This window comes from Mycobacterium sp. 852014-50255_SCH5639931, from assembly GCF_001665605.1.
GTDB lineage: Bacteria > Actinomycetota > Actinomycetes > Mycobacteriales > Mycobacteriaceae > Mycobacterium > Mycobacterium paraffinicum.
The window spans coordinates 136721-163191 of sequence record NZ_LZSV01000002.1; the positions used below are offsets into that span (position 1 = coordinate 136721).

The 26471-nt window shown below is 66.6% G+C and carries 25 protein-coding genes; 16 read left to right on the forward strand and 9 right to left on the reverse strand.

Going from position 1 to position 26471, the window contains the following annotated elements:
• Positions 1-23: 23 nt before the first annotated feature.
• From A5758_RS01130 to A5758_RS01140, 3 genes are read right to left on the reverse strand one after another with little or no spacing between them, the layout of a single operon-like run.
• Entirely contained in the window at positions 24-1289 is a 1266-nt protein-coding gene (locus A5758_RS01130; RefSeq protein ID WP_067735299.1) for an amidohydrolase family protein, read from the reverse strand.
• 6 nt (positions 1290-1295) lie between these two features.
• Complete coding sequence (locus A5758_RS01135; protein ID WP_067736054.1) at positions 1296-1610, reverse strand: DUF4286 family protein; 315 nt, start codon at positions 1608-1610, stop codon at positions 1296-1298.
• A 23-nt stretch (positions 1611-1633) separates the two neighbouring features.
• The gene (locus tag A5758_RS01140; protein WP_067736057.1) at positions 1634-1969 is read right to left on the reverse strand and encodes a 2Fe-2S iron-sulfur cluster-binding protein; all 336 of its coding nucleotides are present in this window, start codon (positions 1967-1969) and stop codon (positions 1634-1636) included.
• 124 nt (positions 1970-2093) lie between these two features.
• Here A5758_RS01140 and A5758_RS01145 point away from each other — a divergent pair, with 124 nt between their 5' ends.
• Genes A5758_RS01145 through A5758_RS01160 form a run of 4 tightly spaced genes read left to right on the forward strand, consistent with a single transcriptional unit; the run spans position 2094 to position 6233 of the window.
• Entirely contained in the window at positions 2094-3497 is a 1404-nt protein-coding gene (locus A5758_RS01145) for a class I adenylate-forming enzyme family protein (protein WP_067735302.1), read from the forward strand.
• Positions 3475-4380: an acyl-CoA dehydrogenase family protein gene (locus A5758_RS01150; protein ID WP_067736060.1), complete on the forward strand. Its 906-nt coding sequence runs from the start codon at positions 3475-3477 to the stop codon at positions 4378-4380. Before A5758_RS01145 ends, A5758_RS01150 begins: the two co-directional genes overlap by 23 nt.
• Entirely contained in the window at positions 4367-5464 is a 1098-nt protein-coding gene (locus A5758_RS01155) for an acyl-CoA dehydrogenase family protein (RefSeq protein ID WP_067735305.1), read from the forward strand. Before A5758_RS01150 ends, A5758_RS01155 begins: the two co-directional genes overlap by 14 nt.
• Position 5465: 1 nt before the next feature.
• Positions 5466-6233: an enoyl-CoA hydratase/isomerase family protein gene (locus A5758_RS01160; protein WP_067202911.1), complete on the forward strand. Its 768-nt coding sequence runs from the start codon at positions 5466-5468 to the stop codon at positions 6231-6233.
• A 6-nt stretch (positions 6234-6239) separates the two neighbouring features.
• On the opposite strand, the gene A5758_RS01165 is transcribed toward A5758_RS01160, so the two are convergent.
• Positions 6240-7109, reverse strand: a complete 870-nt coding sequence (locus tag A5758_RS01165) for a proline iminopeptidase-family hydrolase (protein WP_067735307.1) — start codon at positions 7107-7109, stop codon at positions 6240-6242.
• Between the two features lie 191 nt (positions 7110-7300).
• Here A5758_RS01165 and A5758_RS01170 point away from each other — a divergent pair, with 191 nt between their 5' ends.
• The 3 genes from A5758_RS01170 to A5758_RS01180 all read left to right on the forward strand — a co-directional run bounded on the left by A5758_RS01170 (position 7301) and on the right by A5758_RS01180 (position 10388).
• Complete coding sequence (locus tag A5758_RS01170; protein WP_067736063.1) at positions 7301-8440, forward strand: thiolase family protein; 1140 nt, start codon at positions 7301-7303, stop codon at positions 8438-8440.
• Positions 8441-9319, forward strand: a complete 879-nt coding sequence (gene meaB / locus A5758_RS01175) for a methylmalonyl Co-A mutase-associated GTPase MeaB (RefSeq protein ID WP_067735310.1) — start codon at positions 8441-8443, stop codon at positions 9317-9319. It abuts the gene before it with no gap.
• Positions 9320-9476: 157 nt separating this feature from the next.
• Entirely contained in the window at positions 9477-10388 is a 912-nt protein-coding gene (locus A5758_RS01180) for a thiamine pyrophosphate-dependent enzyme (protein WP_067735312.1), read from the forward strand.
• On the opposite strand, the gene A5758_RS01185 is transcribed toward A5758_RS01180, so the two are convergent.
• Entirely contained in the window at positions 10381-11034 is a 654-nt protein-coding gene (locus A5758_RS01185; protein WP_067202898.1) for a response regulator transcription factor, read from the reverse strand. The two genes, A5758_RS01180 and A5758_RS01185, sit on opposite strands and share 8 nt — an antisense overlap.
• Before the next feature lie 113 nt (positions 11035-11147).
• Between A5758_RS01185 and A5758_RS01190 the strand changes: the two genes are divergently transcribed.
• Positions 11148-12368 (forward strand): sensor histidine kinase, encoded by a 1221-nt coding sequence (locus A5758_RS01190; RefSeq protein ID WP_067736066.1) that lies wholly within the window; start codon positions 11148-11150, stop codon positions 12366-12368.
• A 16-nt stretch (positions 12369-12384) separates the two neighbouring features.
• Here the strand turns inward: A5758_RS01190 and A5758_RS01195 are convergent, their stop codons facing one another.
• The gene (locus A5758_RS01195) at positions 12385-14001 is read right to left on the reverse strand and encodes an FAD-dependent oxidoreductase (protein ID WP_067735315.1); all 1617 of its coding nucleotides are present in this window, start codon (positions 13999-14001) and stop codon (positions 12385-12387) included.
• Between the two features lie 14 nt (positions 14002-14015).
• A complete protein-coding gene (locus A5758_RS01200; RefSeq protein ID WP_067735318.1) occupies positions 14016-14693 on the reverse strand; it encodes an IclR family transcriptional regulator in 678 nt (225 codons plus the stop codon).
• Positions 14694-14820: 127 nt separating this feature from the next.
• Between A5758_RS01200 and A5758_RS01205 the strand changes: the two genes are divergently transcribed.
• The 8 genes from A5758_RS01205 to A5758_RS01240 are packed head-to-tail and all read left to right on the forward strand — an operon-like array spanning position 14821 to position 23959.
• Positions 14821-15684, forward strand: a complete 864-nt coding sequence (locus tag A5758_RS01205; RefSeq protein ID WP_067735321.1) for an alpha/beta fold hydrolase — start codon at positions 14821-14823, stop codon at positions 15682-15684.
• On the forward strand, positions 15684-17405 hold the full coding sequence (locus tag A5758_RS01210; RefSeq protein ID WP_067735324.1) for a bifunctional 3-(3-hydroxy-phenyl)propionate/3-hydroxycinnamic acid hydroxylase: 1722 nt from the start codon (positions 15684-15686) through the stop codon (positions 17403-17405). Before A5758_RS01205 ends, A5758_RS01210 begins: the two co-directional genes overlap by 1 nt.
• Positions 17353-18270 (forward strand): 3-carboxyethylcatechol 2,3-dioxygenase, encoded by a 918-nt coding sequence (locus A5758_RS01215; protein ID WP_067735327.1) that lies wholly within the window; start codon positions 17353-17355, stop codon positions 18268-18270. Before A5758_RS01210 ends, A5758_RS01215 begins: the two co-directional genes overlap by 53 nt.
• Positions 18267-20003, forward strand: coding sequence for an FAD-binding protein (locus A5758_RS01220; protein WP_067735330.1), 1737 nt, complete (start codon positions 18267-18269; stop codon positions 20001-20003). The genes A5758_RS01215 and A5758_RS01220 overlap by 4 nt, the downstream gene beginning before the upstream one ends.
• A 2-nt stretch (positions 20004-20005) precedes the next feature.
• Positions 20006-21310, forward strand: a complete 1305-nt coding sequence (locus tag A5758_RS01225; protein ID WP_067735333.1) for an LLM class flavin-dependent oxidoreductase — start codon at positions 20006-20008, stop codon at positions 21308-21310.
• Positions 21311-21330: 20 nt separating this feature from the next.
• The gene (locus A5758_RS01230) at positions 21331-22158 is read left to right on the forward strand and encodes a coniferyl-alcohol dehydrogenase (RefSeq protein WP_067735336.1); all 828 of its coding nucleotides are present in this window, start codon (positions 21331-21333) and stop codon (positions 22156-22158) included.
• Positions 22146-23135: a cyclase family protein gene (locus tag A5758_RS01235; RefSeq protein ID WP_067735340.1), complete on the forward strand. Its 990-nt coding sequence runs from the start codon at positions 22146-22148 to the stop codon at positions 23133-23135. The genes A5758_RS01230 and A5758_RS01235 overlap by 13 nt, the downstream gene beginning before the upstream one ends.
• On the forward strand, positions 23135-23959 hold the full coding sequence (locus A5758_RS01240) for an alpha/beta fold hydrolase (protein WP_067735343.1): 825 nt from the start codon (positions 23135-23137) through the stop codon (positions 23957-23959). Before A5758_RS01235 ends, A5758_RS01240 begins: the two co-directional genes overlap by 1 nt.
• Here A5758_RS01240 and A5758_RS01245 read toward each other — a convergent pair.
• Both A5758_RS01245 and A5758_RS01250 read right to left on the reverse strand, forming a co-directional pair.
• Positions 23956-25614 (reverse strand): multicopper oxidase family protein, encoded by a 1659-nt coding sequence (locus A5758_RS01245; protein WP_067735347.1) that lies wholly within the window; start codon positions 25612-25614, stop codon positions 23956-23958. The two genes, A5758_RS01240 and A5758_RS01245, sit on opposite strands and share 4 nt — an antisense overlap.
• 108 nt (positions 25615-25722) lie before the next feature.
• Entirely contained in the window at positions 25723-26445 is a 723-nt protein-coding gene (locus A5758_RS01250) for an SDR family NAD(P)-dependent oxidoreductase (RefSeq protein ID WP_067735350.1), read from the reverse strand.
• Between the last annotated feature and the right edge of the window lie 26 nt (positions 26446-26471).

Consider the following 26471-nt stretch of genomic DNA (forward strand, 5'->3'; position numbering starts at 1 on the left):
CCTGCGCGTGGGTAGCCGCCCTGCTACGGCAGCTTGGCGAGTTGCTTCTCCTGATAGCGCCGGGCCCATTCGGCGCGTGACCGAATCGACACGTCCACGTCAACCGCATTGGCGCGCAAGGCTTTCACGGTCGCCCTGTCGCGAGGGGTTCGCGCGAAGGGATCCCAAGTGAAGAACCGGCAGGCGTTGCCCCAGGTGATCTTGTTGATGTCGTTGTCGTCGGCGCCGGCGGCATTCAGCTCGGCCAGCACCTGCTCGGGCGCGTCCGGCCAGAAGCAGTCCGAGTGCGGGTAGTCACACTCCCAGGCGATGATGTCGATGCCGATCTCGTGACGCAGCTTCAACGACGTCTTGTCGGTGACATAGCAGGCCAGCGAGTGTTCGCGGAAGACCTCGCTGGGCAGCTTGTCCCCGAAGTCGCGGCGCAGCCATTTCTGATTGGTGTAGTGGCGGTCGCTGCGGTCCAGATAGAAGGGGATCCAGCCGATGCCGCCTTCGGAGAACGCGAACTTCAGGTCGGGGTACTTGCGCATGGCGGGCCCCCAGAGCAGGTCCTGCGCGCACATCGCCGAGACCTGGGTGGCCAGGATGATCAAGTTGTCGATCGGCGCGTCGGGGGCCATGCTGATAGCCCCGAATCCGGTGCCGATGTGCAGGCACATCACCACGTTCTGCTCGGACAGGGTGCGGAACACCGGTCCCCAGTACTCGTCGTCGTGATAGCTCGGAAGTCCTTCCAGGTGCGGCAGTTCCGGCATGGTCACCGCCCGGCAGCCCTTGGCCGCCACCCGGCGGATTTCGGCACACATCGCCTCCGGGTTCCACGTCGGCAGGATGGCGATCGGAATGAACCGATCCGGGTAGGAGCCGGCCCACTCGTCGATGTGCCAGTCGTTGTATGCCGAGACCATCACCAGGGTCGCCTCCTCGCGGTGCATGTTGAGGTGGCGCGCGGAGAAGCCGGTGAAGGTGGGGAAGCACATCGAGGCCAGGATGCCGTTGCGGTTCATATCCCGGACGCGTTCATGGACGTCGTAGACGCCCGGGCGCATTTCGGCGAAACCGGCCGGGTCGCGCCCCCATTCTTCGGGCGGCCACGACACCACCGCGTTGAGCCCGCTCACACCCTGCGGCCTGCCCTGGTACATCCACTGGTCGACGCCCTTGTCGTCGACCACGACGATCGGGGCCTCTGCCTTGTATTTGGCGGGCACGTGGCGCAGGAAAAAGTCCGGCGGCTCGACGACGTGGTCGTCAATGCTCACCAGGATCAGGTCATCGACATTCATGCAGACTCAGCGGCTCTGCTCGCTGGTCGTCTTGAGCAATCGGGGGATGGGCGCGGGATCTAACAGCAACGCATCGGACATGTGCAGCTGGCCGGCGTTGGCGATCATGTTGTCCAAGATGGCCTGCAGATCGTCGCCTTCGAGTTCGTAGATGGCGACATAGGGACCCTGCCCGTCAATCGGGCGCAGCCGGCGAGCGGCGACGATTCCGTCGAGCGCCAGCAGTTCGGGTATGTGGACTTCGTCGTACCAGGTGTTGTACTCCTGTTCGCGATCGGGCGAACTGGGCCGACTTTCGACGTACATGATTCCCTTGGCCATCGCCGTCACCTCTCTTCGGGCTGCTATTCGTAACGCACCGTTACCGAAACCGTGTCCGGCACGCCCTGGCACGTCAGAATGTAGCCCTCGGCGACCTCGTCTTCTTCAAGAGCGTCGTTGACCCGCATGGTGGCATGGCCTTCTTCGAGCTTGGCCATGCACGTGCCGCAGTTGCCCGCCTCGCAACTGAACGGCGGTTCCAGTCCGGCCCGCCGCGCGCTCTGCAATAGCGTTTCGCCGGGGACCAGCGGCACCGAGACCTTCTTCCGGTCCATGTGGATGGTCACCGTGCCCGCCTCGGAGCCGTTTGACGGATTTGTCACCCGTGGGGTCTCCTCGATGCTTCGGGCGACTGTCACTGCCACCGCCCCCTCCCGTACTTGCATTCTTCACTATAGAGAATACTATTCTCACAGAGCGATAGGATCTTCTCAAGTTTGCGCGGATGTCAGGTCGGCCCGGCCTGTCAGGGAAGGACGGGACGTGACCGAGCCGGCCGCGGTCGTGTTCGAGGAGCGGCGACTGAGCCTGCCCCAGCTCGACGCGCTGGCCGACGGCTGGGCCGCGACCCTGGCAAAAAAGGGTGTCTCAGCCGGTCAGCGGGTCGCTCTGATGGCGTCCAACCGCCCGGAATTCGTCGCCGCTTTGCTTGGGATCTGGCGGCTGGCCGCAACGGCGGTACTCATCAGCCCGGCATACAAGCGTGACGAGGTCGACCACGCGCTCGCGCTGACCGATCCCGCCCACGCCGTCGGGGACCATCCCGTACTGGCCGGCGCCATGCCGATGCTGCACCTCGACGAACCGACCGGGCCGGGAGAACCGATGGCCGGCCCGCCACCGCCCCGGTCCGACGCGGTGCTGGTGTTCAGCTCCGGCACCACGGGGCTGCCCAAGGCGGTCCGGCACACCCACGCGGCGCTGGATGAGGCCGTGCGGCACTGGCGCGAAGCGCTGCGGCTGACGCCGCGCGATCGGATTCAAATCGCCACGCCGCCTTCGCACATCCTCGGGCTGCTCAACATTGTCACGGCGCTGCGCACGGGTACCTGCGTGCGGCTGCATACCCGGTTCGACATCGACCGGATGCTGCATCACATCGAAAGCGACCGCATCACAGTCGAAATGGCGGTCGCGCCCATCGCGCTGGCCATCGCCTCGCATCCCAGGCTCGAGTCCTACGACCTGTCCTCACTGCGCTACATCATGTGGGGGGCGACGCCGGTCAGTGCCGCCGTCGCGGAGACCGTCACCCGGCGCACCGGCGTCGGCTGGGTGCCGGCGTACGGGACCACGGAACTGCCTGTCATCGCATGCAATCCGATCGAGGGCGCCCGGTTGGACGCCGTCGGGCGTCCAGTACCGGGCGTCGACCTGCGGGTGGTCTCGCTGGAGACCGGTGAGCCGGTCCGCCCCGGAGAGATCGGTGAGATCCAGGCCCGGTCGTCGTCGCTGATGGCCGGCTACCTCCCGGCCGAAGCGACCGCCGAGGTGATTCGCGATGGCTGGTACCGGACCGGCGACGTCGGGTGGATCGACACCGGAGGCTGGCTGCGAATCACCGACCGCCTCAAAGAAATGATCAAAGTGCGCGGCTTTCAGGTTGCGCCCGCCGAAATCGAGACGGTGCTGCACGGCCACCCGGCCGTCAAAGACTGCGCGGTGTTCGGCGTACCCGACGGGATCAACGGGGAAGCGGTCGTCGCCGCGGTCGCGACATGCGCACCCGTCGACGCCGGCGAGCTCACCGCCCGGGTCGATCAGCGGCTGGCTTCCTACAAACAGCTGAGCCGGGTTGTGTTCGTGCCCGACATTCCGCGCCTGCCGTCGGGCAAGGTATTGCGCCGAGTCCTAAAGGAGCGCTATGGATGTACGTCTGACAGCTGAACAACAGCAATTGCGTGACGCGGCCGCCAAGCTGGCCGACGACCTTGGTCCCTCGGCGGTCCAAGACCTTGACGACCAGGCCCGGATTGCGCGCCTGGACAGGCAAATCGCGGGGACCGGCTGGAGGTCGCTGCGCTCCGACGGCGCGTCGGGTGTCGAAGTCGCCATTGTCGCTGAGGAATTCGGACGCCGGCTGGTCGACACACCGTTTCTCGGCCCGGTGCTCGCCGACGACCTCGCCCGCCGCGTCGGCGCCGACAGCGCCGGCGCGACGATAGCGGTCGACGATCGCGCCCTCGACGCGCGCGGCGCCCAGCGGGCCCTGAGCCTCACGGGCGGGCGGGTTCTGGCCGCCGATGTGCGCGACGTGACCGACGGCGCGGACTTGACCCGGAGCGATGCCACAATCGCGGAAACGGCGGCGACACTGGGCGAAGTCTCTTCCGACGTGGCGGGGCAGTGGCGAGCGCTCGCGCTCGTCACCACGACGGCGGACCTGGTGGGCATCGCGCGGGGCGCCCATGCCGTCGCGTGCGACTACGCCAAAATCCGGGAGCAATACGGCAAGCAGATCGGGTCCTATCAGGCGATCGCCCACCTGCTCGCCGAAAGCCTTGCGCTGATTGAAGGTTCGATCAGCGTATCGCGGCACGCCGCGTGGGCGGTCGACGAGCTGTCGCCCCCCGAAGCCATCCGGGCCGCGCAGGTAGCGAAGATCTATTGCGCCCGCGCCGCGAGAACCGTCTGTGAGACGGCCATTCAGGTGCACGGTGGGATCGGCAACACCTGGGACTGCCTGGTGCACGTCTACCTGCGCCGCGCCCTGACATCGACCGAGCTGTGGCCCGTCGCGTTGAAGGAGATCGATCTTGGACTTTCGTGACTCGCCAGACGAAGCAGCCTACCGGGAGCGGCTCAGGTCCTGGCTTTCCGTGTACGCCAAGGGGTTCTCCGGATCCGGCGACGAGTACTGGGCCCGGCAGGCCGAATGGCACCAGGCCTTGTACCGAGAGGGCTTCTTCGGGTTGTCGTTTCCCCGCGAATACGGCGGACAGGAATTGCCGCCCGTGTATGACGTCATCGTCGACGAGGAACTCGCTCGAGCCGGTGCCCCGCCTCGGCCAAGCGTAGGTTACTTGATCTATGGGATCGGTCGCCACGCGAATGACGAAGTGCGGCAACGGTTCCTGCCCGGCATCATCAACGGCACCGAGCGCTGGTGCCAAGGCTTCAGTGAGCCCGGCGCCGGTTCCGATCTGGCCTCGCTCACCACCACCGCTCGTCTCGAGGGCGACACCTATGTGGTGAACGGGCACAAGATCTGGACCAGCTACTCCGATGTCGCGGACTGGTGCCTTTTGCTGGCCCGCACCGATCCAGAGGCCAAACGCCACCGCGGACTGTCGGCTTTCGTATTGGAGATGAAACAACCTGGCGTGCAACAGCGCCCGCTGCGCATGATCAACGGGGTGACCAACGAGTTCGGTCAGGTGTTCTTCGACGGCGCCAAGGTGCCGGCCGACCGGATGGTCGGCGCGCCCGGTGACGGCTGGGCGGTCGCCATGACCGTCGTCGGGCATGAGCGCGAGCCGTCCACGCTCGGTTACGCGGCGCGATACGGCAAGCTGGTGCGAAGCCTCTACGCCCGCAACGGGAGCTCTGGTGGTCCGGTTCCCGAGGAGCTCGCGTGGGCTGCGGTCCAGTCGGAGATGCTGACGCATCATGTCCGGCGGCGGCTGTCCGAGCAGCTCGACGGGGTGTCGCACGGACCCGAAGGGTCGCTCGACAAGCTGCTGATGACCTGGGTCGAGCAATCCGTCGGACACGCCGCGCTGGCGGTCACCGGCACCCGCGATGCGGACCTGCTCAGCGCCTATCTGTACAGCCGCGCACAGAGCGTGATGGGCGGGACATCGCAGATTCAAAAGAACATCATCGCTTCACGCATCTTGGGATTGGGAGTCTGACATGTACGACATGCCTGCCGAAATCGACGTCCAAGCCGACGGCCCGCTGCGGATCATCACCTTGAACCGGCCGGAGTCGCTCAACTCGGTCAACGACAATTTGCACGTGGGCCTCGCGCGACTGTGGCAGCGATTGACCGACGACCCCGCGGCTCGCGCGGCGGTGATCACCGGGGCCGGCAGGGCGTTTTCGGCCGGCGGCGATTTCTCGTATCTCAAGGAGCTGTCGGCCGACGCCGACCTGCGCGCCAAGACCATCCGGGACGGGCGCGAGATCGTCTTGGGCATGGCGCGCTGCCGAATTCCCGTGGTGGCCGCGGTCAACGGTCCGGCCGTCGGGTTGGGCTGCAGCCTGGTGGCGCTGAGCGACATCGTCTACATCGCCGAAGAGGCCTACCTCGCCGATCCGCACGTTCAAGTGGGACTGGTGGCCGCCGACGGCGGCCCGCTGACCTGGCCGCTGCACATCAGCCTGCTGCTCGCCAAGGAGTTCGCATTGACGGGCACCCGCATCAGCGCGCAGCGTGCCGTCGAGCTCGGGCTGGCCAACCACGTGGCGGCCGACCCCGTCGCGGACGCGATCGCCTGCGCTAAAAAGATTCTGGAGCTGCCCCAGCAGGCGGTCGAAAGCACCAAGCGGGTGCTCAATATCCATCTGGAGCGGGCGGTCTTGGCCAGCCTCGACTACGCGCTCTCCGCTGAGAGCCAGTCGTTCCTCACCGAAGACTTCCGGTCGATCGTCACCAAGCTGGCGGCCGGCAAGAACTGATCACGGTTACGCGTGCGACGAATCGTGTTGCCGCAGGAAGTCGCGCATCACGGAGTCGAACTTGGCCGGCTCCTCAATGAAGGGCATGTGAGCGCTCTCTTCAAAAAACACGAACCGTGAGCCGGCGATGCGCTGGTGCATGTCCCACATGTGTTCGGGTACGCATTCGTCGAACCTGCCCGCGAGAATCAGGGTGGGCAACGTGATTTCGGGCAGCCGGTCGAACACGTCCCATTCCTTGATTGTTCCGACGATGTGAAAATCACTGGGGCCGAACATCGTCTCGAAGATGTCGGTGCCCATCGCGGCGAAGGCTTCCAAAAGCTCTGGCGGCCAGGGGCGCACGCGGCACAGATAGGTTTCGTTCCAGGTGCGGATCGCGTCCTGATATTCGGCCGTGTACGTGGTCCCCGCGGCTTCATGACGTCCGATGGTGGATTGCGTTGCCGGATCGAGCTCCGATTTCAGCCGCGCCACCATCTCCGAGAACTGCGGTATCGACGCGATGCTGTTCGAAATGGTGAGGCTGACCGCCCGCGACGGCACGTCGAGCGCGTACTGCTGAGCCATCATCCCGCCCCACGAATTGCCGAAGATGTGGAAACGGTTGAGGCCGAGGCCAGCTACGACGGCATCCATTTCGGCCACCGACCGTTGCATGGTCCACAGTTCGCGGTTCGACGGGCGCTCGGACTTGCCGCAACCGAGCTGATCCCAGTAGATGACCTCGCGCTCGTCAGCCAACCGCTCCAGCGAACGCAGGTAGGTGTGGGGCAGACCGGGACCGCCGTGCACCACCAGCAGGGGAAGGCCCGCTCCGGCGCCGACCCGCTTGAACCACACGGTGCCACCCGGGACCGCGATCGTTCCCTCCATTGCCGACGATGCCTCCTGGTTGGCGAGCAGACGCAAAATCGCAGCCTACGATGCCGGTTCATGCAATTTTCCGTCTGCTCGCGAGTTCGCCGCTCCTTGCAACGCTGACTCTCGCAATGAGAGAATATTGTTCTCATAAGCTGCGGGGGCTCTCGAGCACTCGCGTCGCGCTCGCCGAAGTGGAGAAGACCGTGCCCGAAGCCGTCATCGTGTCCGCCCTGCGCACTCCCATTGGCACCGCCCGGAAGGGCACGCTGCGCGACACCAGCGCCTTCGACCTGGCACACCACGTGGTCGCCGAAGCGGCGAAGGACCTGGACCCGGCACAGGTTGACGACGTGATCCTGGGGGAGGGGCTCTACGGCGGCGGCGTGATCGCACGGCATGCGGCCATTACCGCCGGCCTGACCCAGGTGCCCGGTCTGGCGAACAATCGCCACTGCGCGGCCGGGCAGGCGGCGGTGCAGAGCGCGGCGGCAAGCGTGCGTGCCGGGATGGATCAGCTCGTCATCGCCGGTGGTGTGAACTCCGCCTCCACGTCCCCACGATCCCGGATGCAGGTGGACGGCGAATGGGTCGACTGGTTTCCCCCGACCCATCCAGACAGTCCCGAGGCGCCCAACCTCGACATGTCGATCACCGTCGGCTGGAACGCCGCGGTCAAAGCCGGTGTGAGCCGCGAAGAGATGGACGCGTGGGCGCTGCGGTCGCACCGCAACGCAATCGCCGCGATCGACGAGGGCCGCTTCAAACAAGAGATCGTCCCGATCGAAACGCCGCACGGACTGTTCGCCGTCGACGAACACCCCCGCCGCGACACCACCATGGAAAAGCTGGCCGCCCTCAAGCCGCTGCATCCCGAAATTGAGGGCTTTTCCATCACCGCCGGCAATGCCTGCGGCGCCAACGACGGCGCGGCGGCGCTGACGATCGCGAGCGACGAGCTTGGGCTACCGGTGCTGGCTACGGTGCGGTCCTGGGCGTCCGTTGGGGTGGACCCGGCGATCACCGGTTTGGCGCCGGTGGAAGCCATCCCGAAAGCTCTTGCCCGCGCCGGCCTCTCGCTCTCGGAGGTGGACCTGTTCGAGATCAACGAGGCCTTCGCCGCAATGTGCGTGGCCACCGTCAAGCTGCTCGACCTCGACCCGGACAAGGTCAATGTCAGCGGCAGCGGATGCTCGCTGGGCCACCCGGTGGCGGCGACGGGAGCGAGGATGCTCGTCACGCTGATCCACGAATTGCGCAGCCGTGGCGGCGGAATCGCGGTCGCAGCCATGTGTGCGGGCGGCGGCATGGGGTCCGCCACGGTCATCGAGGTCTCAGCTCCCTAAATGGAGATCGCCGACTTGATCGCCGGCGCGCGCAACGGATCTCCGCGCGCGGTGGGTCGGCTACTGTCTCTCGTCGAGGGCGAGCGCCGCGACGAGGTGCTGGCCGGTATCGAGCCCTCATCGGTGAGCGTTATCGGCATCACCGGGCCGCCGGGCGCGGGCAAGTCCACCACGATCGCCGCCCTGGTCGGCGCCTACCGCGAGCGGGGGGACCGGGTGGCGGTGTTGGCGGTGGATCCGTCGTCGCCGTTCAGCGGTGGTGCGCTGTTGGGCGACCGGATACGAATGGCCGCGCATATCAACGACTCCGACGTGTTGATCAGGTCGGTGGCGACCCGCGGTCACGTCGGGGGGCTGGCCGCCGCGGTCCCCGCAGCCATCCGGTTGCTGGGGGCGATCGGTTACCACGTCGTCTTGCTGGAGACCGTGGGGGTGGGGCAATCCGAGATCGAGATAGCCGCAGTCGCCGACCCCACCGTCGTCATCCTCAATCCCGGTGCGGGCGACGCGATTCAGGCGGCGAAGGCGGGGGTGCTCGAAGTCGCCGACATCGTGGTGGTCAACAAGGCCGACCGCGAAGGTGCCGAACGGACCGTGCGGGACCTGCGGGAGGAGACTGATGCCCCGATCGTCAGCCTCATCGCCGCTCGCGGCGAGGGCATCGCGGAGTTGATGGCCGCCATCGAGGCCCACCACCGCGCCGACAGTCGTGCCCGTCGACTGGCCCGCGCCCGCGCGCAGATCCTGTCGCTGGCGCAAACCCGGCTGCGGAGCCGGCCGGACCTCGACCGGCTGGCCGAGACGGTCGTCGACGGCAACCAGGACCCCTACTCGGCGGCCGAGCAGTTGCTGTCACCGACCGATGGCCCGCAGGACTGACCATCCGTCTTGTCCCCCGATCGGGGGAATGGGGATTCATCCCCTTTGCGGACCGATCGGCGGAGGTCCGGGCGCGTCACTCTCCCTAAGTTGATCTTGTGTACAACACGGCGGTCACCTCGACGCCGCCACCCAGGATCAGTTAGGAGACCCGCACATGGCTCGCACACCCGAACTGTCGGCCGTAAACCTCGGTGAACAGCTGGAGCTGTACCGCCGGATGTGGGTTATGCGACTGCTCGACATGGCGCTGGAAGAGCGGCGCATCGGCGGTCTGCTCAAGGCGACAACGGTCGCCGCATTCGGCCAGGAGGCGGTGGCCGTCGGCGCCGTCGCGGCGCTGCGGCCGGGCGACGTCATGAGCACCGCGATCCACCACTTCGAGCACGCCCAGCGGGTCGGCCTCGCCCTTCCGCTGGGTCCGGCCATCGCCGAGATGATCGCCCCGAGCCGGGCTGCGGCCGGCGGTGCGAAGGAAAGCCCGTTCGCGACGGAATGGAAGCAGTTGTTCGCCACCACGGACCCTGTCTGGCAGTCGATCTTGTTCGCGTTGGGTGATGCGTATGCGCAGCGGCATGCCGGCGAAGGGAAGGTGACCCTGTGTGCCATCGGGGATGAAGCTGTGAACTCCGCCGAGTTCAAATCGGCCGCGCAGATCGCGCTGTCGTGGCGACTCCCGGTGGTGTTCGTCGTCGAAAACATCCGCGATGCGTCCGGCGTGCGACGGGGCCCGCGCGAGCACCACGGCCTGCCCGTGCTGTCGGTCGACGGCAACAGCGTTGCGGCCGTGCATGACTCGGTCACCGAAGCGGTGGAACGAGCGAGCGCCGGCGGCGGTCCTGCGATGGTGGAAGCGGTGGCCTTCCGAACCAACCACCCCGCAGCGGTCGATCCGTTGGTCTCCTCCAAGCGGCAGCTGACCCGTGCCGGGGTGAGCGCCGGACACCTCGACGAGGTGGAACACCGGGCTCGCCGGCTGGTGGCCGAGGCCGCGGCATTCGCGAACGCGCTGCTGCGGGCGGACGGGCCGGCGTCGGTCGGACCCGACCACCGGTCGGCCGCTAGCTGAGCAGACCTTGCCGCATCGCCTCGGCAACGGCGGCCGCGCGATCGTTGACGCCGAGCTTTTCGTACAGGCGTTGCACGTGGGTCTTGACCGTCGACGGAGCCACGTACAGCTCACCCGCGATCACCGGGATGCTCTGACCACGCGCAATCCGGTTGAGCACCTCGCGTTCTCGCGCACTGAGTACCGGACCCGTCGGCGCCGCCCGGTGCCGGATCTCCGCGGTAAGGCCTCCCACCAGAGCCGGTGCCACCACATCGCGGCCCTGCGCGCAGTCGAGCACGGCCTTGACGATTTCGCTGCGGGTCGAGTCCTTGAGCACGAATCCGGCTGCGCCCTGCTGCAGCGCCTGGTACACGATGGCGGGCTCGTCGTGCGCCGAGATCAGCAGCACGCGGGTCGGCAACTCCTGGCTCCGCACCGCCGCCGCCACCTGACCACCGTCCATGCCGGGCATTCGGTAGTCGAGCAGAGCGATGTCGGGCAGGTGCTCCTTGATCAATTCCAGCGCCGCCGAGCCGTCCTCCGCCTCACCGACGACATGCACCGAACCGCTCGACGAAAGCGCTCGCACCACGCCTTCGCGAAAGAGCGGGTGGTCGTCGCCGACAACCACCCGCACCTTTTCTGGCGTTGCTGGCCCGGCCATGGCGATGAGTGTAGCGGTCTGCTCAAAAGCGCCGTTCTCAATTTCCGGGCAATCTGATGGGGAATCTGCCGGTTTGCTTCGGCGGGGCCGACGCGGATTACTACGGTGATCGGATGACCGAAGGCAGCGACACAGAACTGGACCGGGTCCGCAGCGTCCACCAGTTGCGCTCGTATCGAATCGTTTCGGTGCTCCGGATCTGTGTGGTGGGCCTCATGGTTGCCGCCATGGTCGTCGACACCCCGCGATGGGAATGGCCGCAGCAAAGCGCTCTCGTCGTCGCGTACGCACTCGTTGCGCTCTGCGCGTTCGTGCTGGCTTTCACCCCCGTGCGCCGATGGGTCGGGTTGGGCGGCTCGGCCGGGGTCGGCCGGCTGGAGCCGTTTACTTTCACCATCCTCGACGTGGTCGCGTTGACGGGCTTTCAATTGCTGTCCGCCCTTGGGATCCTGCCGCTGCTGATCATGGTGCTGCTGCCGGTTCTGGTGGGCGTGGATGTGTCGTCGCGGCGTGCGGCGGTGGTGCTCACCTTCACGCTCGTCGGCTTCGCCATCGCCGGCATTCACGACGGGGTGCTGATGAGTCCGGGACGCTGGCCGAGCACGGTATTTCTGCTCGGGCTCTACGGGTTTCTGTGCGCCACCGCATTCGTCGTCGTCCGGATCGAGGAGCGGCACGTGCGATCAGTCGCGGGCCTGAGCACACTGCGTGAGGAGTTGCTCGCTCAAACGATGACCGCATCCGACGTCGAGCAGCGGCGGATCTCGGAATCCATCCACGATGGGCCGCTGCAGGACATCTTGGCGGTGCGCCAAGAACTCGTCGAGTTGGGCGCGGAATTGCCCGGCGATGATCGTGTCGGACGGGCGCTCACCGGCCTTCAGATGGCATCGGAACGCCTGCGGCAGGCGACTTTCGAGCTGCATCCCGCCGTCCTCGAGCAGGTCGGCCTCGCGGCCGCGGTGCAGCAGCTGGCGGTCTTCGCCGCCCAGCGTTCGGGCATCGAGATCTCCACCGACATCGATTACCCGATTCGCAATGCGATCGACCCGATCGTGTTCGGTGTGGTGCGCGAATTGCTGTCCAACGTCGTGCAACATTCACGGGCTCGCAGCGCTTCGGTCATGCTTGGAATTACCGACGACAGGTGCGTCCTGCACGTGGTCGATGATGGCGTGGGATTCGACGTCGGGACCGTCGCCCGCCGCCTCGGAGAGGGACACATCGGATTGGCGTCGCACCGGGCGCGCGTGGACGCCGCCGGGGGAGATTTCGTGTTCCTCGATGTCCCGGTCGGAACTCACATCTGTGTCGAGCTGCCGATCGCGAAATAGACCGATCGGCGGACGGCTACTTCAGGTCGATGGACTTCCCGGTGGCGGCCGCGTAGCCGGCGCGGTAACCGAAAACCATTGCGGGACCCAACGTTCCGCCGGCACCGCCGTAGGCGCGTCCGGTCACACCGCCCATCGCATTGCCGGCGGCGTAAAGACCCGGGATCGGCTCACCGCCCACGTGCAGCACGCGCCCGTCGCGATCGGTCCGGGGACCGCCCTTGGTGCCCATCGCACCGATGCGCACCGGCACCGCGTAGAAGGGGGCGGTGTCGATCGGGCCGAGGGTTTTGCCGGCCAGTGTGGTCGCGCTCTCGTCGCCCCAGTAGCCGTCGTACGCGCTGGAGCCGCGCCCGAAGTCGGGATCGGCGCCGGCGGCCACGTGGCGGTTCCAGGTCTCGACGGTGCGGATCAAGCCGTCCGCATCGATGCCGGTCTTGGCGGCCAACTCGGCGAGGTCCGCCGACTCACAGAACCAGTCCGGAACGGGCTGCCCCGGTTCGATGCCCAGGAACCCATAGCGCTGCAGGTGAATTGAATCGAACACCATCCACCCGCGGTCGTTGACGTACCCGCCGCGGGGATCGAGGTAGTGGAATGCGCCGGCCATCGAGTTGTAGTCGCAGGCCTCGTTGACGAATCGCCTGCCCGCCGAGTTGACGATGATGCTCCTTGGCCGCGTCCGTTCCAGCCGTACGCTGCGGCTGCGTGGCTCGCCTTCGATGGTGTCGCCGGGGATTTGGACGATCGGCACCCACCAGGCCTCGCCCATGTTGGCCAGGTCCGCACCGTGTGCCATCGCCATGCGCAGGCCATCACCGGTGTTGTTGGGCGGCGAGACCGCGCCGTGCATCGGGCCGCGCAGAAAGGCTTGCGCCAGAGCGGGATCCCACTCGAAGCCGCCGGTGCCCAGGATGACGCCGTGCCGGGCGCGAACGTTGATGTTGCGTCCCTGCAAGCCGATCCGCACGCCGGTGATTTCTCCGTCGTCGGCGATGAGTCGTTCGGCCCGCGCGTTGGTGTGCGGGGTGACACCGGCATCCAGCAGTCCCTTGAGGAGCCCCGCGATCAGCGCGGTGCCTGCGACGCACAGGTGGCTGGTTCGTTCGTCGATCGCCGCGTGCAGACGGGCTCGGGTCTCGGCATCGAATCCGACGTTGGACCAGTCGGCCGGAAACGACGTGATCCGAGTGGCCCATTCGCCCAACTGCGCCAGATCGAAGGGAGCGGCACTCAGTGAACGGCCGCCGGCCGGTTGCCCTCCCGGCAATTCGGGCCGATAGTCGGGGAAGCCGGTGGCGATCTCGAAGCGCAAACCGCTGTGCGCCTCGACGAAGTCGAGCATCGCCGGGCCGGTGTGGACGAATGTCTCGACCAACTCGTCGTCCATCGAGCCCAGGGACTGCGCGCGCAGGTATCGCAACGCGTCGGCGGGCGTCAATTCGCCGTCGGGCGAACGGTTATGGGCGGGGATCCACACGACGCCACCCGACACCGCGGTGGTTCCCCCGACGGTCGGCGCCTTCTCGAAGACCTCCACCGAGGCCCCGGATGCGGCCGCCGTGAGGGCGGCGGTAAGCCCGGCGCCACCACTGCCGAGCACGACGACGTCGACTTGCATGTCCCACGACATTGATCGTTATCCCTTCAGCCCAGCAGCTCGGACAACTGCTTCGCGGCTTTGATGACCGCATCTTTTCCACGCATCACGACGTCTTCTCGGTGGGAGATGAGGTTGATGCACGTGGGTGGGGAGGGCGGGTGGCGGCGCACCGCCACGGCCAGGCCGTAGGTGTTCGGCTCGATCTCCCCGTAGGTGCTCACCCAGCCACTCTCGCGAGCGCGGGTGACCAGGTCGCGTTCCCCGGGACGCGGCGGCATGCTCGCGAGCAAGGCGATTCCGGCCGCACCCCGTTCGAGCGGGTATCGACTTCCTTCGTGGAAGGACAGTTGGTAGGCAACATGGCTCGGCACGATGACCGCGATCGCCACCTGCTGGTCGCCCTCGGCGATGAGCAACGACACCGTGGTGCCGAGTTCGTCGGCCAGCGCGCGCAGGGTCGGCAGGCTGACCTGGCGGACGTTGCGGTCGAACGATGCGCCGAGAACGGCGAGCCCGGAAGCCGGCCGGTAGCGCCCGTCCTCTCCCTTGGCCACCAAACGGAATTCGGCCAGCGTCGAAAGCAGTCGATAGGCGATGGTCCGATGCACCCCGACCTGTTCGGCGAGCTGTTGCGCGGTAAGCCCACCTGGGGAATCCGCCACCATCTGCAGCGCGGTCAGCCCCCGGGCCAGCGTTTGTGAACCTGTCACCGAACCTGCCACAGCCTTGACAGACCTCCTCGCGAGAGCGAAGCTCTATTAATAACGCACGTTAGTGTGCGATATTAGCACACCAAGTTGGTCAAGAACGAGAATACGATTTCCACGAACTGAAGGCCAGAGAGGAACCGTGGCGGAGTTCGAAAGCATCTGGAGCGATCTCCAGGGCGTCGCGTTTGAGCAGGGCTACCTCGACGCCGGTGGCGTGCGGACCCGCTACCTGCGGGCCGGCGACCCGGGCAAGCCGGTGTTGATGCTGTTGCACGGATCCGGTGGCCACGCCGAGGCGTACGTCCGCAACCTGGGGGCGCACGCCGAGCACTTCTGGACCTGGTCGATCGACATGCTGGGCCACGGCTACACCAGCAAGCCGGGCCACCCGCTGGAAATCCACCACTACGTCGAGCACCTGATGGCCGTCCTGCGCACCATCGGCGTCAATCGCGCCAGCATCAGCGGTGAGTCGCTGGGCGGTTGGGTCGCCACCCGCGCCGCCATCGACCATCCCGACGTGGTCGACCGGCTCGTCCTCAATACCGCCGGCGGCTCCCAGGCCGACCCGGTGGTGATGAAACGCATCATCACGCTATCCATGGCGGCCGCCGAAGACCCGACCTGGGAAACGGTGCAAGCGCGGATCAAGTGGTTGATGGCCGACAAGTCCAAGGGCTACGACGACCTGGTCGCCAGCCGCCAACGCGTCTATCGCCAACCGGGATTCGTCGACGCCATGCGCGACATCATGGCCCTGCAGGATCCCGAGATTCGGGCGCGCAACATCATCGGCCCGGACGAATACGGTGCGATCACCGCGCCGACGCTGGTGTTGTGGACCAGCGACGACCCCACCGCGGACGTGACCGAGGGCCGCCGCATCGCGTCGATGATTCCGGGCGCCCGCTTCGAGGTGATGCCCGGCTGCGGGCACTGGCCGCAGTACGAGGACCCCAAGACCTTCAATCGGCTGCATCTCGAGTTCCTCTTGGGGCGGTGATGGTCGACGCGGGGCGCGAGCCGGCTGGAATCGAGACCGACGTCGTCGTGGTCGGTGCCGGCCCGGTCGGTCTGACACTGGCCAATATCCTTGGGCTGCAGGGCATCCGGACAGTGGTCGTCGACGAACGCGACACGCTGATCGACTATCCGCGCGGGGTGGGGCTCGATGACGAGGCGTTGCGGACCTTCCAGTCGATCGGGCTGGCCGATCGTATCGTGCCGCATACGGTGCCCAACCAGATCCTGCGGTTCGTCGATGCCAAGCGGCGGGTGCTCGCCGAAATGGCGCCGCCCGATGCGCGGTTCGGGTGGCCGAAGCGCAACGGTTTCGTGCAACCGCTCGTCGACGCCGAATTGCTGGCCGGGCTAGAACGATTCGGGCACGTCGAGGTGCGGTGGGGACGCCCGATGGTGGCGTGTCAGGACGACGCCGACGGGGTGACCGTCGAACTCGGGGGCGAGCGCGACCATGAAACGTCCAGCCTGCGAGCGCGTTACGTGGTGGGTTGCGACGGCGGTCGCAGTATGACCCGCCGCATGATGGGCGTATCTTTCGACGGTACGACTTCGTCGACCCGTTGGCTGGTGGTCGACATCGCCAACGACCCGCTCGGTCACCCCAACAGCGAAGTCGGCGCCGACCCGGAACGTCCCTATGCCTCGATCTCGATCGCGCACGGAATTCGCCGGTTCGAGTTCATGATTCACGCCGACGAGACCGACGAGCAGGCTGAGGATCCGGCGTTCCTGACGCGGATGCTGGCCCGGATGGTGCCCCACCCGGACCGCGTCGACGTGATCCGGCGCCGGGTCTACACTCATCACTCGCGGATCGCCGGCGCGTTCCGCAAGGGCCGGCTGTTGCTGGCCGGGGACGCTGCGCATCTGATGCCCGTCTGGCAGGGCCAGGGTTACAACAGCGGCATCCGCGACGCGGCCAATCTGGGTTGGAAGCTCGCCGCGGTCGTGAGCGGGCGTGCCGGCGAAGACTTGCTGGACACCTATGACATGGAGCGCCGCAAGCATGCGCGGGCCATGATCGACCTTTCCACCATGGTGGGGCGAGTGATTTCGCCCACCAATCGCCGGGTGGCCGGCGCGCGTGACCTCCTGGTGCGGTCGGCGTCAATTGTGCCGTCGCTCAAGCGGTATGTCCTGGAGATGCGGTTCAAGCCGATGCCGCGCTACGAACAGGGGGCCGTTGTCCACGAACCCGGCACCGGCCGGGCGGATTCAGCGGTGGGCACGCTCTTCATCCAGCCCCGGGTCGACACCCGGGATCAGCAGAACGTGCTGCTCGACGACGTGCTCGGTGACTGGTTCGCGGTGCTCTGCTGGAACAACAACCCCCGCAAGATTCTGGGCGACGTCGCCTTCGCGAACTGGAAAGCCCTGGGCGCCCGATTCATTGCGTTGCGGCCGCTGACCCAGCTGCACTGGACCGGCCACGACGATCCCGACGTCGTCGTCGTGGGCGATCGCGACGGTGCGGTCAAATCCTGGTTCGACACCCACCAGGAATCGGTTTTGTTCCTGCGTCCCGATCGGTGCATCGCCGGTGCGTGCATCGCTCAGCGCGCCCCCGACCTCAGCGCCGCGCTCATTGATGCACTCACGCTCACGCCGCGAGGGGGTGATCCGCAAAGTGGCACTGGCTCTGTGCTGTATGTCGCACAGCCCGCTCCTGAATCTTCCGGGGCCGTCGCAGGACCTGCTTGACGACATCGAAGGCGCGATCGCCGGCGCGCGACAATTCGTCGCCGACTACGACCCCGAACTCGTCGTCATCTTCTCCCCGGACCACTACAACGGCTTCTTCTACAAGATGATGCCGCCCTTCTGTATCGGCACGAGCGCCAACGGGGTTGGTGATTACGGCACGCATGCGGGGCCGCTCGACGTTCCGGAAAAGCTGGCCACCGAGTGCGCGAAAGCCGTCCTCGACGCAGGGGTCGACGTCGCGGTCTCGGCCTGCATGGAAGTGGATCACGGGACCGTTCAGCCCCTCGAGAAGCTGTTCGGCGAGGCCAACTCACGCCCGGTGATACCGATCTTCATCAACGCGATCGGCGTCCCACTGGGGCCATTGCATCGTTGCCGGGCACTCGGTGCGGCCGTCGGCAGCCATCTGGCCACACTGGACAAGCGGGTCCTGGTGTTGGGATCCGGTGGGCTTTCCCACAGCCCGCCGGTGCCGACATTGGCGACCGCACCGCCGCCGGTACGGGAGCGAATCGTGCACGGCCGGCCGATGACGCCCGAGCAGCGCCAGGCCCGGCAGGCGGCCGTGATCGATGCGGCCAAGCGCTTCGCCGCCGGCGAGGACGAGTTGCAGGCACTGAACCCGGTGTGGGACCAGCGATTCCTCGAGATCATCGACGGTGGCTGGCTCGCCGAACTCGACCAGTGGTCGAACTCGTTCGTCGCGCACGAGGGCGGCGGCTCCGCCCAGGAAATCAGAACATGGATCGCCGCATTCGCGGCGCTGGCGAGCGCCGGGCCGTACGAAACCGTGGGGCGCTACTACAAGCCGGCCGCCGAACTGATCGCCGGGTTCGCCATCAGAACGGCAGTGCTGAAATGACGGGGGAGGACGGCTTCGACCACGTTGTCGACGTACTCGTCGTCGGGTCGGGCGGCGGCGGCATGACCGCCGCCCTGACCGCCCAAGCCGCGGGGCTGGACGCGCTGGTCGTGGAGAAGTCGTCGTTCTTCGGCGGTTCCACCGCGCTGTCCGGGGGCGGCATCTGGGTGCCGGGGGCGCCCGCGCAGCGCAGGGAGGGCTACATGCCCTCGCCCGAGGGCGTCGTCGAATACCTGCAACGGATCACCGACGGATTGGTCAGCGAGGCGCGGATACGGCAGTACGTCGAGTCCGCACCGAAAATGCTCGAATTCCTCGAACGGCTCTCCGGGTGGTGTGAATTCGTCTGGAAACCCGGTTACGCCGACTACTACCCGGAACTGCCCGGCGGATCCGAACTCGGCAGCACGATCAACGTGCCGCCCATCGACCTGCGGAAGCTGGGACCCGACGAGCACAAGCTTCTCCAGCCCTTGGCGCTGGCCCCCAAGGGGATCTGGCTGGGGCCCAAAGAACTCCGGACCTTCTACCGCATCCGGCAATCGTGGGCCGGCAAAGGCGTGCTCCTCAAGCTGATTTCGCGGATGGTTCGCGCGCGGCTGTTCGGCGAGCGGATGGCGGCGATCGGGCAGTCACTGGCCGCGCGCCTGCGGCTGACCCTGCGGGAACGCGGCATCCCATTGTGGCTGGATTCGCCGATGACCGAGTTGCTCACCGACGCGGACGGAACTGTTACCGGCGTGTCATTGGAAAGGGGCGGTGAAACGCAGCGGATCAGGGCGCGCCTCGGGGTCATCCTGGCGTCTGGCGGATTCGACCACGACCTGGCCTGGCGCAAGGAACTGCTCCCCGTGGTGGACCAGGACTGGAGCTTCGGCAACCCCGCCGCCATGGGCGACGGCATCCGGGTGGCGCAAAAGGTCGGCGCCGCAACCGAGTTGCTCGACGAGGCGTGGTGGTTCCCCGCCATCCAATGGCCGGACGGCCGCATGCAATTCATGCTCAACGAACGCATGATGCCCGCGCAGTTCATCGTCAACGGCGACGGCAAGCGCTTCATCAACGAGGCGGCGCCCTACATGGACTTCGGTCACGCCATGATCGACGGCCACCGATCCGGGGTCACGCACATCCCCTGTTGGCTGCTCACCGACCACAGGTCGTGGAATCGCTATGTCATCGGGGGGCATCTGCCGATACCGAAAATCCCGGGAGCGCCGGTGCCCACCGGCCGCAAGGTCCCCTCGGCGTGGCTGGAATCGGGTGTGGTCAAGGCGGCGATGACGTGGGAGGAGATGGCGGAAAGGATCGGCGTTCCCGCGCACAATCTGTCCGAAACCGCCAGGCGCTTCAATGAACTCGCCCGCAAAGGCCACGACGACGACTTCAACCGCGGCGACAGCGTCTACGACAACTACTACGGCGATCCGACACTGCCCAACCCGAACCTGTACCCGCTGGGCGATCCGCCCTACTACGCATTCCGGATCGTCCTGGGCGACCTCGGGACGTCCGGCGGCCTGCGTACCGACGAATACGCGCGGGTGCTGCGGGACGGCGACACCGTGGTACCGGGGCTGTACGCGGTGGGTAACACGTCCGCGCCGGTGATGGGACGCAGCTACGCCGGCGCGGGGGCGACGATCGGCCCCGCGATGACCTTCGGCTTCGTCGCGGCGAATCACCTTGCCGCACAAGCCGCCAACCGAACCCTTAATTCTCATAGGAGGTAGCAATGAAGATATCGCTGTTCTACGAGTTCGCCCTGCCGCGGCCCTGGGCGCCCGACGACGAGCACGTCATGATGCAAGACTGCCTCGACGAGGTCGAGGCCGCCGACAAGGCAGGCTTCTCCACCGTCTGGCTGACCGAGCACCACTTCCTCGAGGAGTACTGCCACTCAACGGCACCGGAAATCTTCCTGGCCGCGGCCAGTCAGCGGACCAAGAACATCCGGTTGGGCTTTGGCATCATGCACCTGCCACCCGTGGTCAATCACCCCGCCCGGGTCGCCGAACGTATCGCCACGCTCGACCTGCTCTCCAACGGCCGCGTGGAATTCGGCACCGGAGAGTCGTCCTCCGTCGGTGAACTCGGTGGATTCAACATCGATCCGGCCGACAAACGGGCCCAGTGGGAGGAGGCCCTCGAGGTCTCGATCCGCTGCATGATCGAGGAACCGTTCGCGGGCTTCAACGGTGAGCACGTCCAGATGCCGGCACGCAACGTCGTCCCCAAGCCGCTCCAAAAGCCGCATCCGCCGGTCTGGGTCGCCTGTACGCGCCCGGCGAGCGTGCAGATGGCTGCCCAGAAGGCCATTGGTGCACTGAGTTTCGCCTACACCGGACCCGGGCCGCTGACCGAGCGGGTGAACGGTTACTACAAGGAGTTCGAAGAGAACGGCGTGCCCGTTACACCGCGGATCAATCCGAACATCCTGGCCATCGGCGGCGACCTGTCGATGATGGTCGCCAAGTCCGACGAGCAGGCGCTGCAACGGCTCGGGCAGGGCGGCGGCTTCTTCTCGTTCGGGATCATGCATTACTACATGACGGGCGTGCACACTCCCGGGCGGACGGGGGTTTGGCAGCGGTATCTCGAAGAGGTCGAGAAGGATCCGACGCTGGCGTACGGCCCCGGGCGGGGCGCGATCGGGTCTCCGGCCACGGTGCGGGAGTTCCTGCGCGGTTACGAGGAAAGCGGCGTGGACGAGATCATCCTGCTGCTCAACCCGCGCAGCCACGAGGGCACCATGGAATCCATCGAGCTGATGGGCTCCGAAGTACTGCCCGAGTTCATCGAGCGCGACGCGAAAGCGGTGGCCGAAAAGGCCAAGCGGTTGGAGCCCGTCATCGAGAAGGTCGAGGCGCGGCGGCCGGCATCGACCGCGCCGCAATTCGACGAGCACTATTCGTTCGGTGGCCTGCCGACCGGTCGGGGCGGTAAGTTCACCGCCAGCGAGATCCCCGAAGCCATGGCGGAGATCAATGAGGGCCGCGTCCAGGCGGCCCAGCGGTTGAAAGAACAGCAAGGCAAGTGACACCGAAAGCCGGTTGAGTCTTGGGACGAATCGACGAGCTGTGGCGCTATGACGGCCGCCGGGCGGTGGTGACCGGCTGCGCCTCGGGCATCGGCGAACACGTGGCGCGCCAGCTCACGGAGTTGGGGGCCGAAGTCGTCGGACTGGACAAGCGGCCGCCCGCCTTCGAAATCAACGACTTTCACGAGGTCGACCTCGCCGATCAAGGATCGATCGACGCCGCGGTCGCCGCCGTCGACGGGCACGTGGATGCGCTCTTCAACGTCGCCGGCGTCTCGTCGGGCATCGGCAACCCGCCACTGGTCGTCACCATCAACTTCCTTGGTCTGCGGCACATCACCGAGGCGCTGATTCCGAGGATGCCGGCGGGGTCGTCCATCGTGAGCGTCTCGTCACTCGCGGCGGCGGCATACCGCGACCATCTCCGGTCGGTGGCGCCGCTACTGAACACCGCGACCATGCGGGAGGGCATCGACTGGTGCCACGCCCACCCCGACGCGCTCGCGGGCGGCGGCTATCAGTTCTCCAAGGAAGCGATCATCCTCTACACGATGCGAAGCGCCACCGTCCTTGGCGGGCGGGGAATCCGCATCAACTGCACCGGTCCCGGGGTAACCGAAACCCCGATCCTCGACCAGCTTCGCAGCGCGTACGGGCAGGCCTTCCTCGACGACATACCCAAACCCCTGGGGCGGGTGTCCGGCCCCGCCGAGCAAGCCTTGGCCCTGCTCTTCCTGAATAGCAATGCCGCCAGCTATATTTCGGGTCAGGTGTTGTGGGTGGACGGCGGGAATGTGGGTGCCGCCATCGCCCGGGAACTGGAGGAGGGAGCGCCGTGGCCAGCGTGACCGACTTCCGCCGGGTCGCTCGCGAAGTCTCCAACTGGGGGCGGTGGGGCGCTGACGACGAGCTGGGCACGCTTAACTTCATCACCGCGGACAAGGTTGCCCAGGCCGCCGGCCTGGTCCGGCACGGCAAGGTGTTTCCGCTCGGAGTGGATTTCGGTTCCTCGGGCCCGCAGGGCGCCTTCGGGTTCCGGCACAATCCGATACACGTGATGACGGTGGACGGTGGCGATGCCAACTCGCTCCCTCAGTACGGACCGGGTTGGGGGCGGAATCCGACGGCGGCGCAGATGGGTCCGTACTTCGTCGACAACCTGTTCCGCTTCAACGACGACATGATCATCATGCCGCTGCAGGCCGCCACCCAGTGGGACGCGCTGTCGCACGTGTACTACGAGGACAAGCTCTACAACGGTTTCTCCGCGAGTTCGGTCACCAGCCTGGGGGCCTTTCACCTGGGAATCGAGAAGGTCGACGGCAAGGGCATCACCTCGCGCGGCGTGCTGCTGGACCTGGTCCGCCACCGGGGCGCCGAGGTGTTCCTCGAACACGGGAACCCGATCACCCCCGAGGAATTGGATGACGTCGTCCGCGCACAGCGCGTGACGATCGAACGCGGCGACATTGTGCTCATCCGAACCGGTTGGTGGACAAGATTTCTGATGACCGGCAACAAGACCGAGCCGTACTCGGGATTGGACTGGCGATGCGCCTCGTGGCTACACGATCACGAGGTCGCCGCCGTGGCCTCCGACAACCTGCAGGTCGAAGACCCGGTGTCCGGTGTCGACGGAGTGTTTCTGCCCTTCCACCTGCTGGCGCTGCGCGACATGGGAATGATGCTCGGCGAGTACTGGGACCTCACCGCGCTGGCGGCCGACTGTGCCGAGGACGGGGTCTACGACTTCCAGCTCGTCGCGCCGCCCCTGAGATTCGTTGGGGCCGTGGGCTCGCCGGTGAATCCGATAGCGATCAAGTGATGCAGATCCAGCGCAGAACCGCCACGGTCGACGGGTTGGTCACCAGCTATCTGGAAGCGGGCGACGGCGACCCGGTGGTGCTGTTGCACGGCGGTGAGTTCGGTGCCAGCGCCGAACTCGGCTGGGAACGCAACATCGCCGCGCTCGCCGCGCGATACCGAGTGCTGGCGCCGGACCAGCTGGGTTTCGGGCAGTCGGCGAAGGTCATCGACTTCGTTGACGGACGCGGGATGCGGATCCGGCACGTGGCGCGGTTCTGCGAGTTGCTCGGCATCGACTCGGCGCACTTCGTGGGCAACTCGATGGGCGCCATCAACCTGCTGACCGATGCCACCTCGGACGCACCGCTACTGCCCGTCCGCACCCTGACGATCATCTGCGGGGGCGGTGAAATCCAACAGAATCAACACTTCGAGGCGCTACAGCAATACGACGCGACGTTGCCCGGCATGCGGCGCATCGTCGAGGCCCTGTTCCACGACCCGGGCTATCCCGCCGACGATGACTACGTGCGGCGTCGCTATGAGTCGAGCACCGCGCCCGGAGCGTGGGAGGCTGTCGCCGCGGCCCGGTTTCGTCGCCCGGGGGCCACACCGTCCGGCACGCCCTCGAGCGGCCGGCCCTACGAGCGCATCACCGCGCCGACGCTCGTCGTCGAGGGCGGAGACGACAAGCTCCTTCCGGCCGGCTGGGCCACGCAGATCGCCAAGGAGATCGACGGCGCCCGTTCGGTCGTGGTCGACAAGGCCGGCCACTGCCCGCAGATCGAGCAGTCGACGACGGTGAACCAGCTGCTGCTCGACTTCCTCGCCGCCGCGGTCTAGAAGACGTACTCCAGGCGGGTCTGCATGCCGGCCTCCTGGTGATAAGTGTTGTGGCAGTGCAACATCCACACACCCGGATTGTTGGCCACCAGCACGGCGAGCAGCTTCTGCTTGGGCAGCACCATGAGCGTGTCCTTGCGTGCGCCGGGGCTGCCGTCGGCCTTGATCAGTTGGAACGTGTGGCCGTGCAGGTGGATCGGGTGATACATCATCGTGGTGTTGTCGAACGTGATAGTGGGCCGTTCCCCCTCTCGGATGTGCAACGGCTCCGTGGCGCCGTAGGGCTTTCCGTTGATCGTCCAGTTGTATTGCATCATGTTGCCGCCCAGTACGACCGGCAGGTTGAGGTCGGGCTGGGGCCGGCCCAGGTTGACGGGCGTTGTCGCCGTGAACATTTCCACCGTGCCCACCCGTCGGTTGAGTTCGGGCGGTTGAAACCCTGGATCGGGCGCGCTGCCCGCCCCGGTCGACAACAGCGCCCGCCCCACGGCATTTTTTCCTTCCGCGAGTGCGACCAGCGGGAAAACGCCGTCGGCGGCGGTCACGATGACGTCGTAGCGCTCAGCCATGCCGATGAGCAGGGCGTCGACTTGGGCCGGTACCACGGGGTAGCCGTCGGTGTGGGTGACGGTCATCGCATGACCGCCCAGCGCCACACGGAACGTGGTGTCGGAACCGGAGTTGATGAAACGGATCCGGATACGCTGGCCGGGCTTCGCGCTGAAGGTCATGGGAGCGGCGGGAACTCGGCCGTTGATCAGATAGTAGGGGTAAGCGATTTCCCCCGCGTCGCCGCCGAGCAGATCACTTCTGCCGACGCTCCCGGCCGCCGGAGTGCTCGGACTGCTCGACGTGGTGGGGCTGGTCGACGTCGTCGAGGTTTCACTGGTGGACGAGGTCGTCGAGGTCTCACTGGTTGACGAGGTCGTCGAGGTCTCACTGGTTGTCGAAGTGGCCGGCGGTGTCGTCGGTGTGGTCTCGGGGGCGCTTGATGGGGCGGGCTTGTTCGGGCTGGTCAACTCGGTGTAGAGCTGCTGCGGCGATTTTCCCACGCCATCGGTCCAATCATCAAGGACCACAATCCATTCGGTGTCATAGTTGCCCTCGGTGGGGTCGTCTACGATGACCGGTAGGTATAGGCCCATGTCGGCGTCCAGACCGGTGTGCGGATGGGCCCAGTAGGTGCCCGAATTAGGGACCGAGAACCGGTAGGTGAAGTCCTGGCCGGCAGGAATGTTCGGGGTGGCGGGGGCGGCGCCGTCCATGTCGTTGCGCAGCGCGATGCCGTGCCAGTGCACCGACGTCGGATGGTCGAGCCGGTTACTCACCGTCACGACTAGTTCGTCGCCGATCCTGGCGCGGATCGGCGAGCCCGGGATCGCGTTTCCGTAGGCCAGGGTACGGACGACCGGTCCACCCAGGTCGACCTGGACCTGCTGGGCGGTCAGGCTGGCGGTGACGGTGCGGCCACTATGCGGCCGCGCGGCCTCGGTCGCGGCGATGGCGGCGGACATCTGAGCGTTGCCCGATAGCGCGGGCTTGGACTGACTGCACGCCGCCAACGCGAATCCGCCCGCGATGCCGGCGGCCATGAATCCGCGTCTGGTTAGGCGCGATTTGTCGAAGGGCACGTCGTTGGTGGGTAACGCGGGCATTGATTGCTCCTCGTCTTGTCCTCGACTCACCCCATTGTCTTATACCGTGCCGCGGTGTCGGCGGAGCGCAATCGCCAACCCCGAACCCCGTGGAGGAATGGCCCCGGCTCAGACGGCGGTGCCACCGCCGTCGACGTGCAGCGTGGAGCCGGTGACAAAGCTGGACCGCGGAGAGCTCAAGAAGAGCACTGCCTCGGCGATCTCGGACGCGAACGCGGTGCGTCCGAGCGGCAACGCTCGCCCCAGCTGTTCGTTGACGTCGCCCCATTCCGCCGTGACCCCGGGCGTGCGGGTGGGGCCGGGCGCCACGCTGTTCACCCGCACCCCCGACCCCCCGAACTCAGCGGCCCAGGTGCGGGTGAGTGATTCCAACGCGGCCTTCGAGGCGCTGTAGCCCGAGGCACCAGGGATCCCCTTGAACGCCGCCATCGTGGTGACGTTGACGATGCTGCCGCGCCCGCGCTGCAACATCCCCGGAACCAGGCCTGCGACCAGGAAGTAGGCGCCGCGAACGTTGGTGTCGAACATCGTCTCGAAGGCCGTCATGCCCTGCTCGACAGTCAAGGCCGACGGAAAGCTACCGGCGTTGTTGACGATGATGTCGACCTCACCGCACTGCTGCACAAGCGAATTAACGGACTCGGCATCGGCCATGTCGGCCTGGACAAAGCGCGCATTCTCACCAATCGCTGCGACCGCGTGTACACCCCTGGCGTTGTTCCGGCCGGAGATGACGACCCTCGCACCCTCGCTGGCGAGCAACCTTGCGGCTTCAAACCCGATGCCGGCCGTACCCCCGGTGATCACGGCGCTGTGGTCCAACAGTTCCATCGTTGAGACCTCCTACATCCGTTGGG

Excerpts from the sequence above, each read along its gene's own strand:
- A5758_RS01195 (WP_067735315.1), bottom strand. The coding sequence starts at position 14,001 with ATGTCGTGGGACATGCAAGTCGACGTCGTCGTGCTCGGCAGTGGTGGC.
- A5758_RS01180 (WP_067735312.1), top strand. The coding sequence starts at position 9,477 with ATGGCTCGCACACCCGAACTGTCGGCCGTAAACCTCGGTGAACAGCTG.
- A5758_RS01250 (WP_067735350.1), bottom strand. The coding sequence starts at position 26,445 with ATGGAACTGTTGGACCACAGCGCCGTGATCACCGGGGGTACGGCCGGC.
- A5758_RS01215 (WP_067735327.1), top strand. The coding sequence starts at position 17,353 with ATGTCGCACAGCCCGCTCCTGAATCTTCCGGGGCCGTCGCAGGACCTG.
- A5758_RS01190 (WP_067736066.1), top strand. The coding sequence starts at position 11,148 with ATGACCGAAGGCAGCGACACAGAACTGGACCGGGTCCGCAGCGTCCAC.
- A5758_RS01150 (WP_067736060.1), top strand. The coding sequence starts at position 3,475 with ATGGATGTACGTCTGACAGCTGAACAACAGCAATTGCGTGACGCGGCC.
- A5758_RS01240 (WP_067735343.1), top strand. The coding sequence starts at position 23,135 with ATGCAGATCCAGCGCAGAACCGCCACGGTCGACGGGTTGGTCACCAGC.
- meaB (WP_067735310.1), top strand. The coding sequence starts at position 8,441 with ATGGAGATCGCCGACTTGATCGCCGGCGCGCGCAACGGATCTCCGCGC.
- A5758_RS01160 (WP_067202911.1), top strand. The coding sequence starts at position 5,466 with ATGTACGACATGCCTGCCGAAATCGACGTCCAAGCCGACGGCCCGCTG.
- A5758_RS01130 (WP_067735299.1), bottom strand. The coding sequence starts at position 1,289 with ATGAATGTCGATGACCTGATCCTGGTGAGCATTGACGACCACGTCGTC.
- A5758_RS01245 (WP_067735347.1), bottom strand. The coding sequence starts at position 25,614 with ATGCCCGCGTTACCCACCAACGACGTGCCCTTCGACAAATCGCGCCTA.
- A5758_RS01185 (WP_067202898.1), bottom strand. The coding sequence starts at position 11,034 with ATGGCCGGGCCAGCAACGCCAGAAAAGGTGCGGGTGGTTGTCGGCGAC.
- A5758_RS01210 (WP_067735324.1), top strand. The coding sequence starts at position 15,684 with ATGGTCGACGCGGGGCGCGAGCCGGCTGGAATCGAGACCGACGTCGTC.
- A5758_RS01165 (WP_067735307.1), bottom strand. The coding sequence starts at position 7,109 with ATGGAGGGAACGATCGCGGTCCCGGGTGGCACCGTGTGGTTCAAGCGG.
- A5758_RS01225 (WP_067735333.1), top strand. The coding sequence starts at position 20,006 with ATGAAGATATCGCTGTTCTACGAGTTCGCCCTGCCGCGGCCCTGGGCG.
- A5758_RS01135 (WP_067736054.1), bottom strand. The coding sequence starts at position 1,610 with ATGGCCAAGGGAATCATGTACGTCGAAAGTCGGCCCAGTTCGCCCGAT.
- A5758_RS01220 (WP_067735330.1), top strand. The coding sequence starts at position 18,267 with ATGACGGGGGAGGACGGCTTCGACCACGTTGTCGACGTACTCGTCGTC.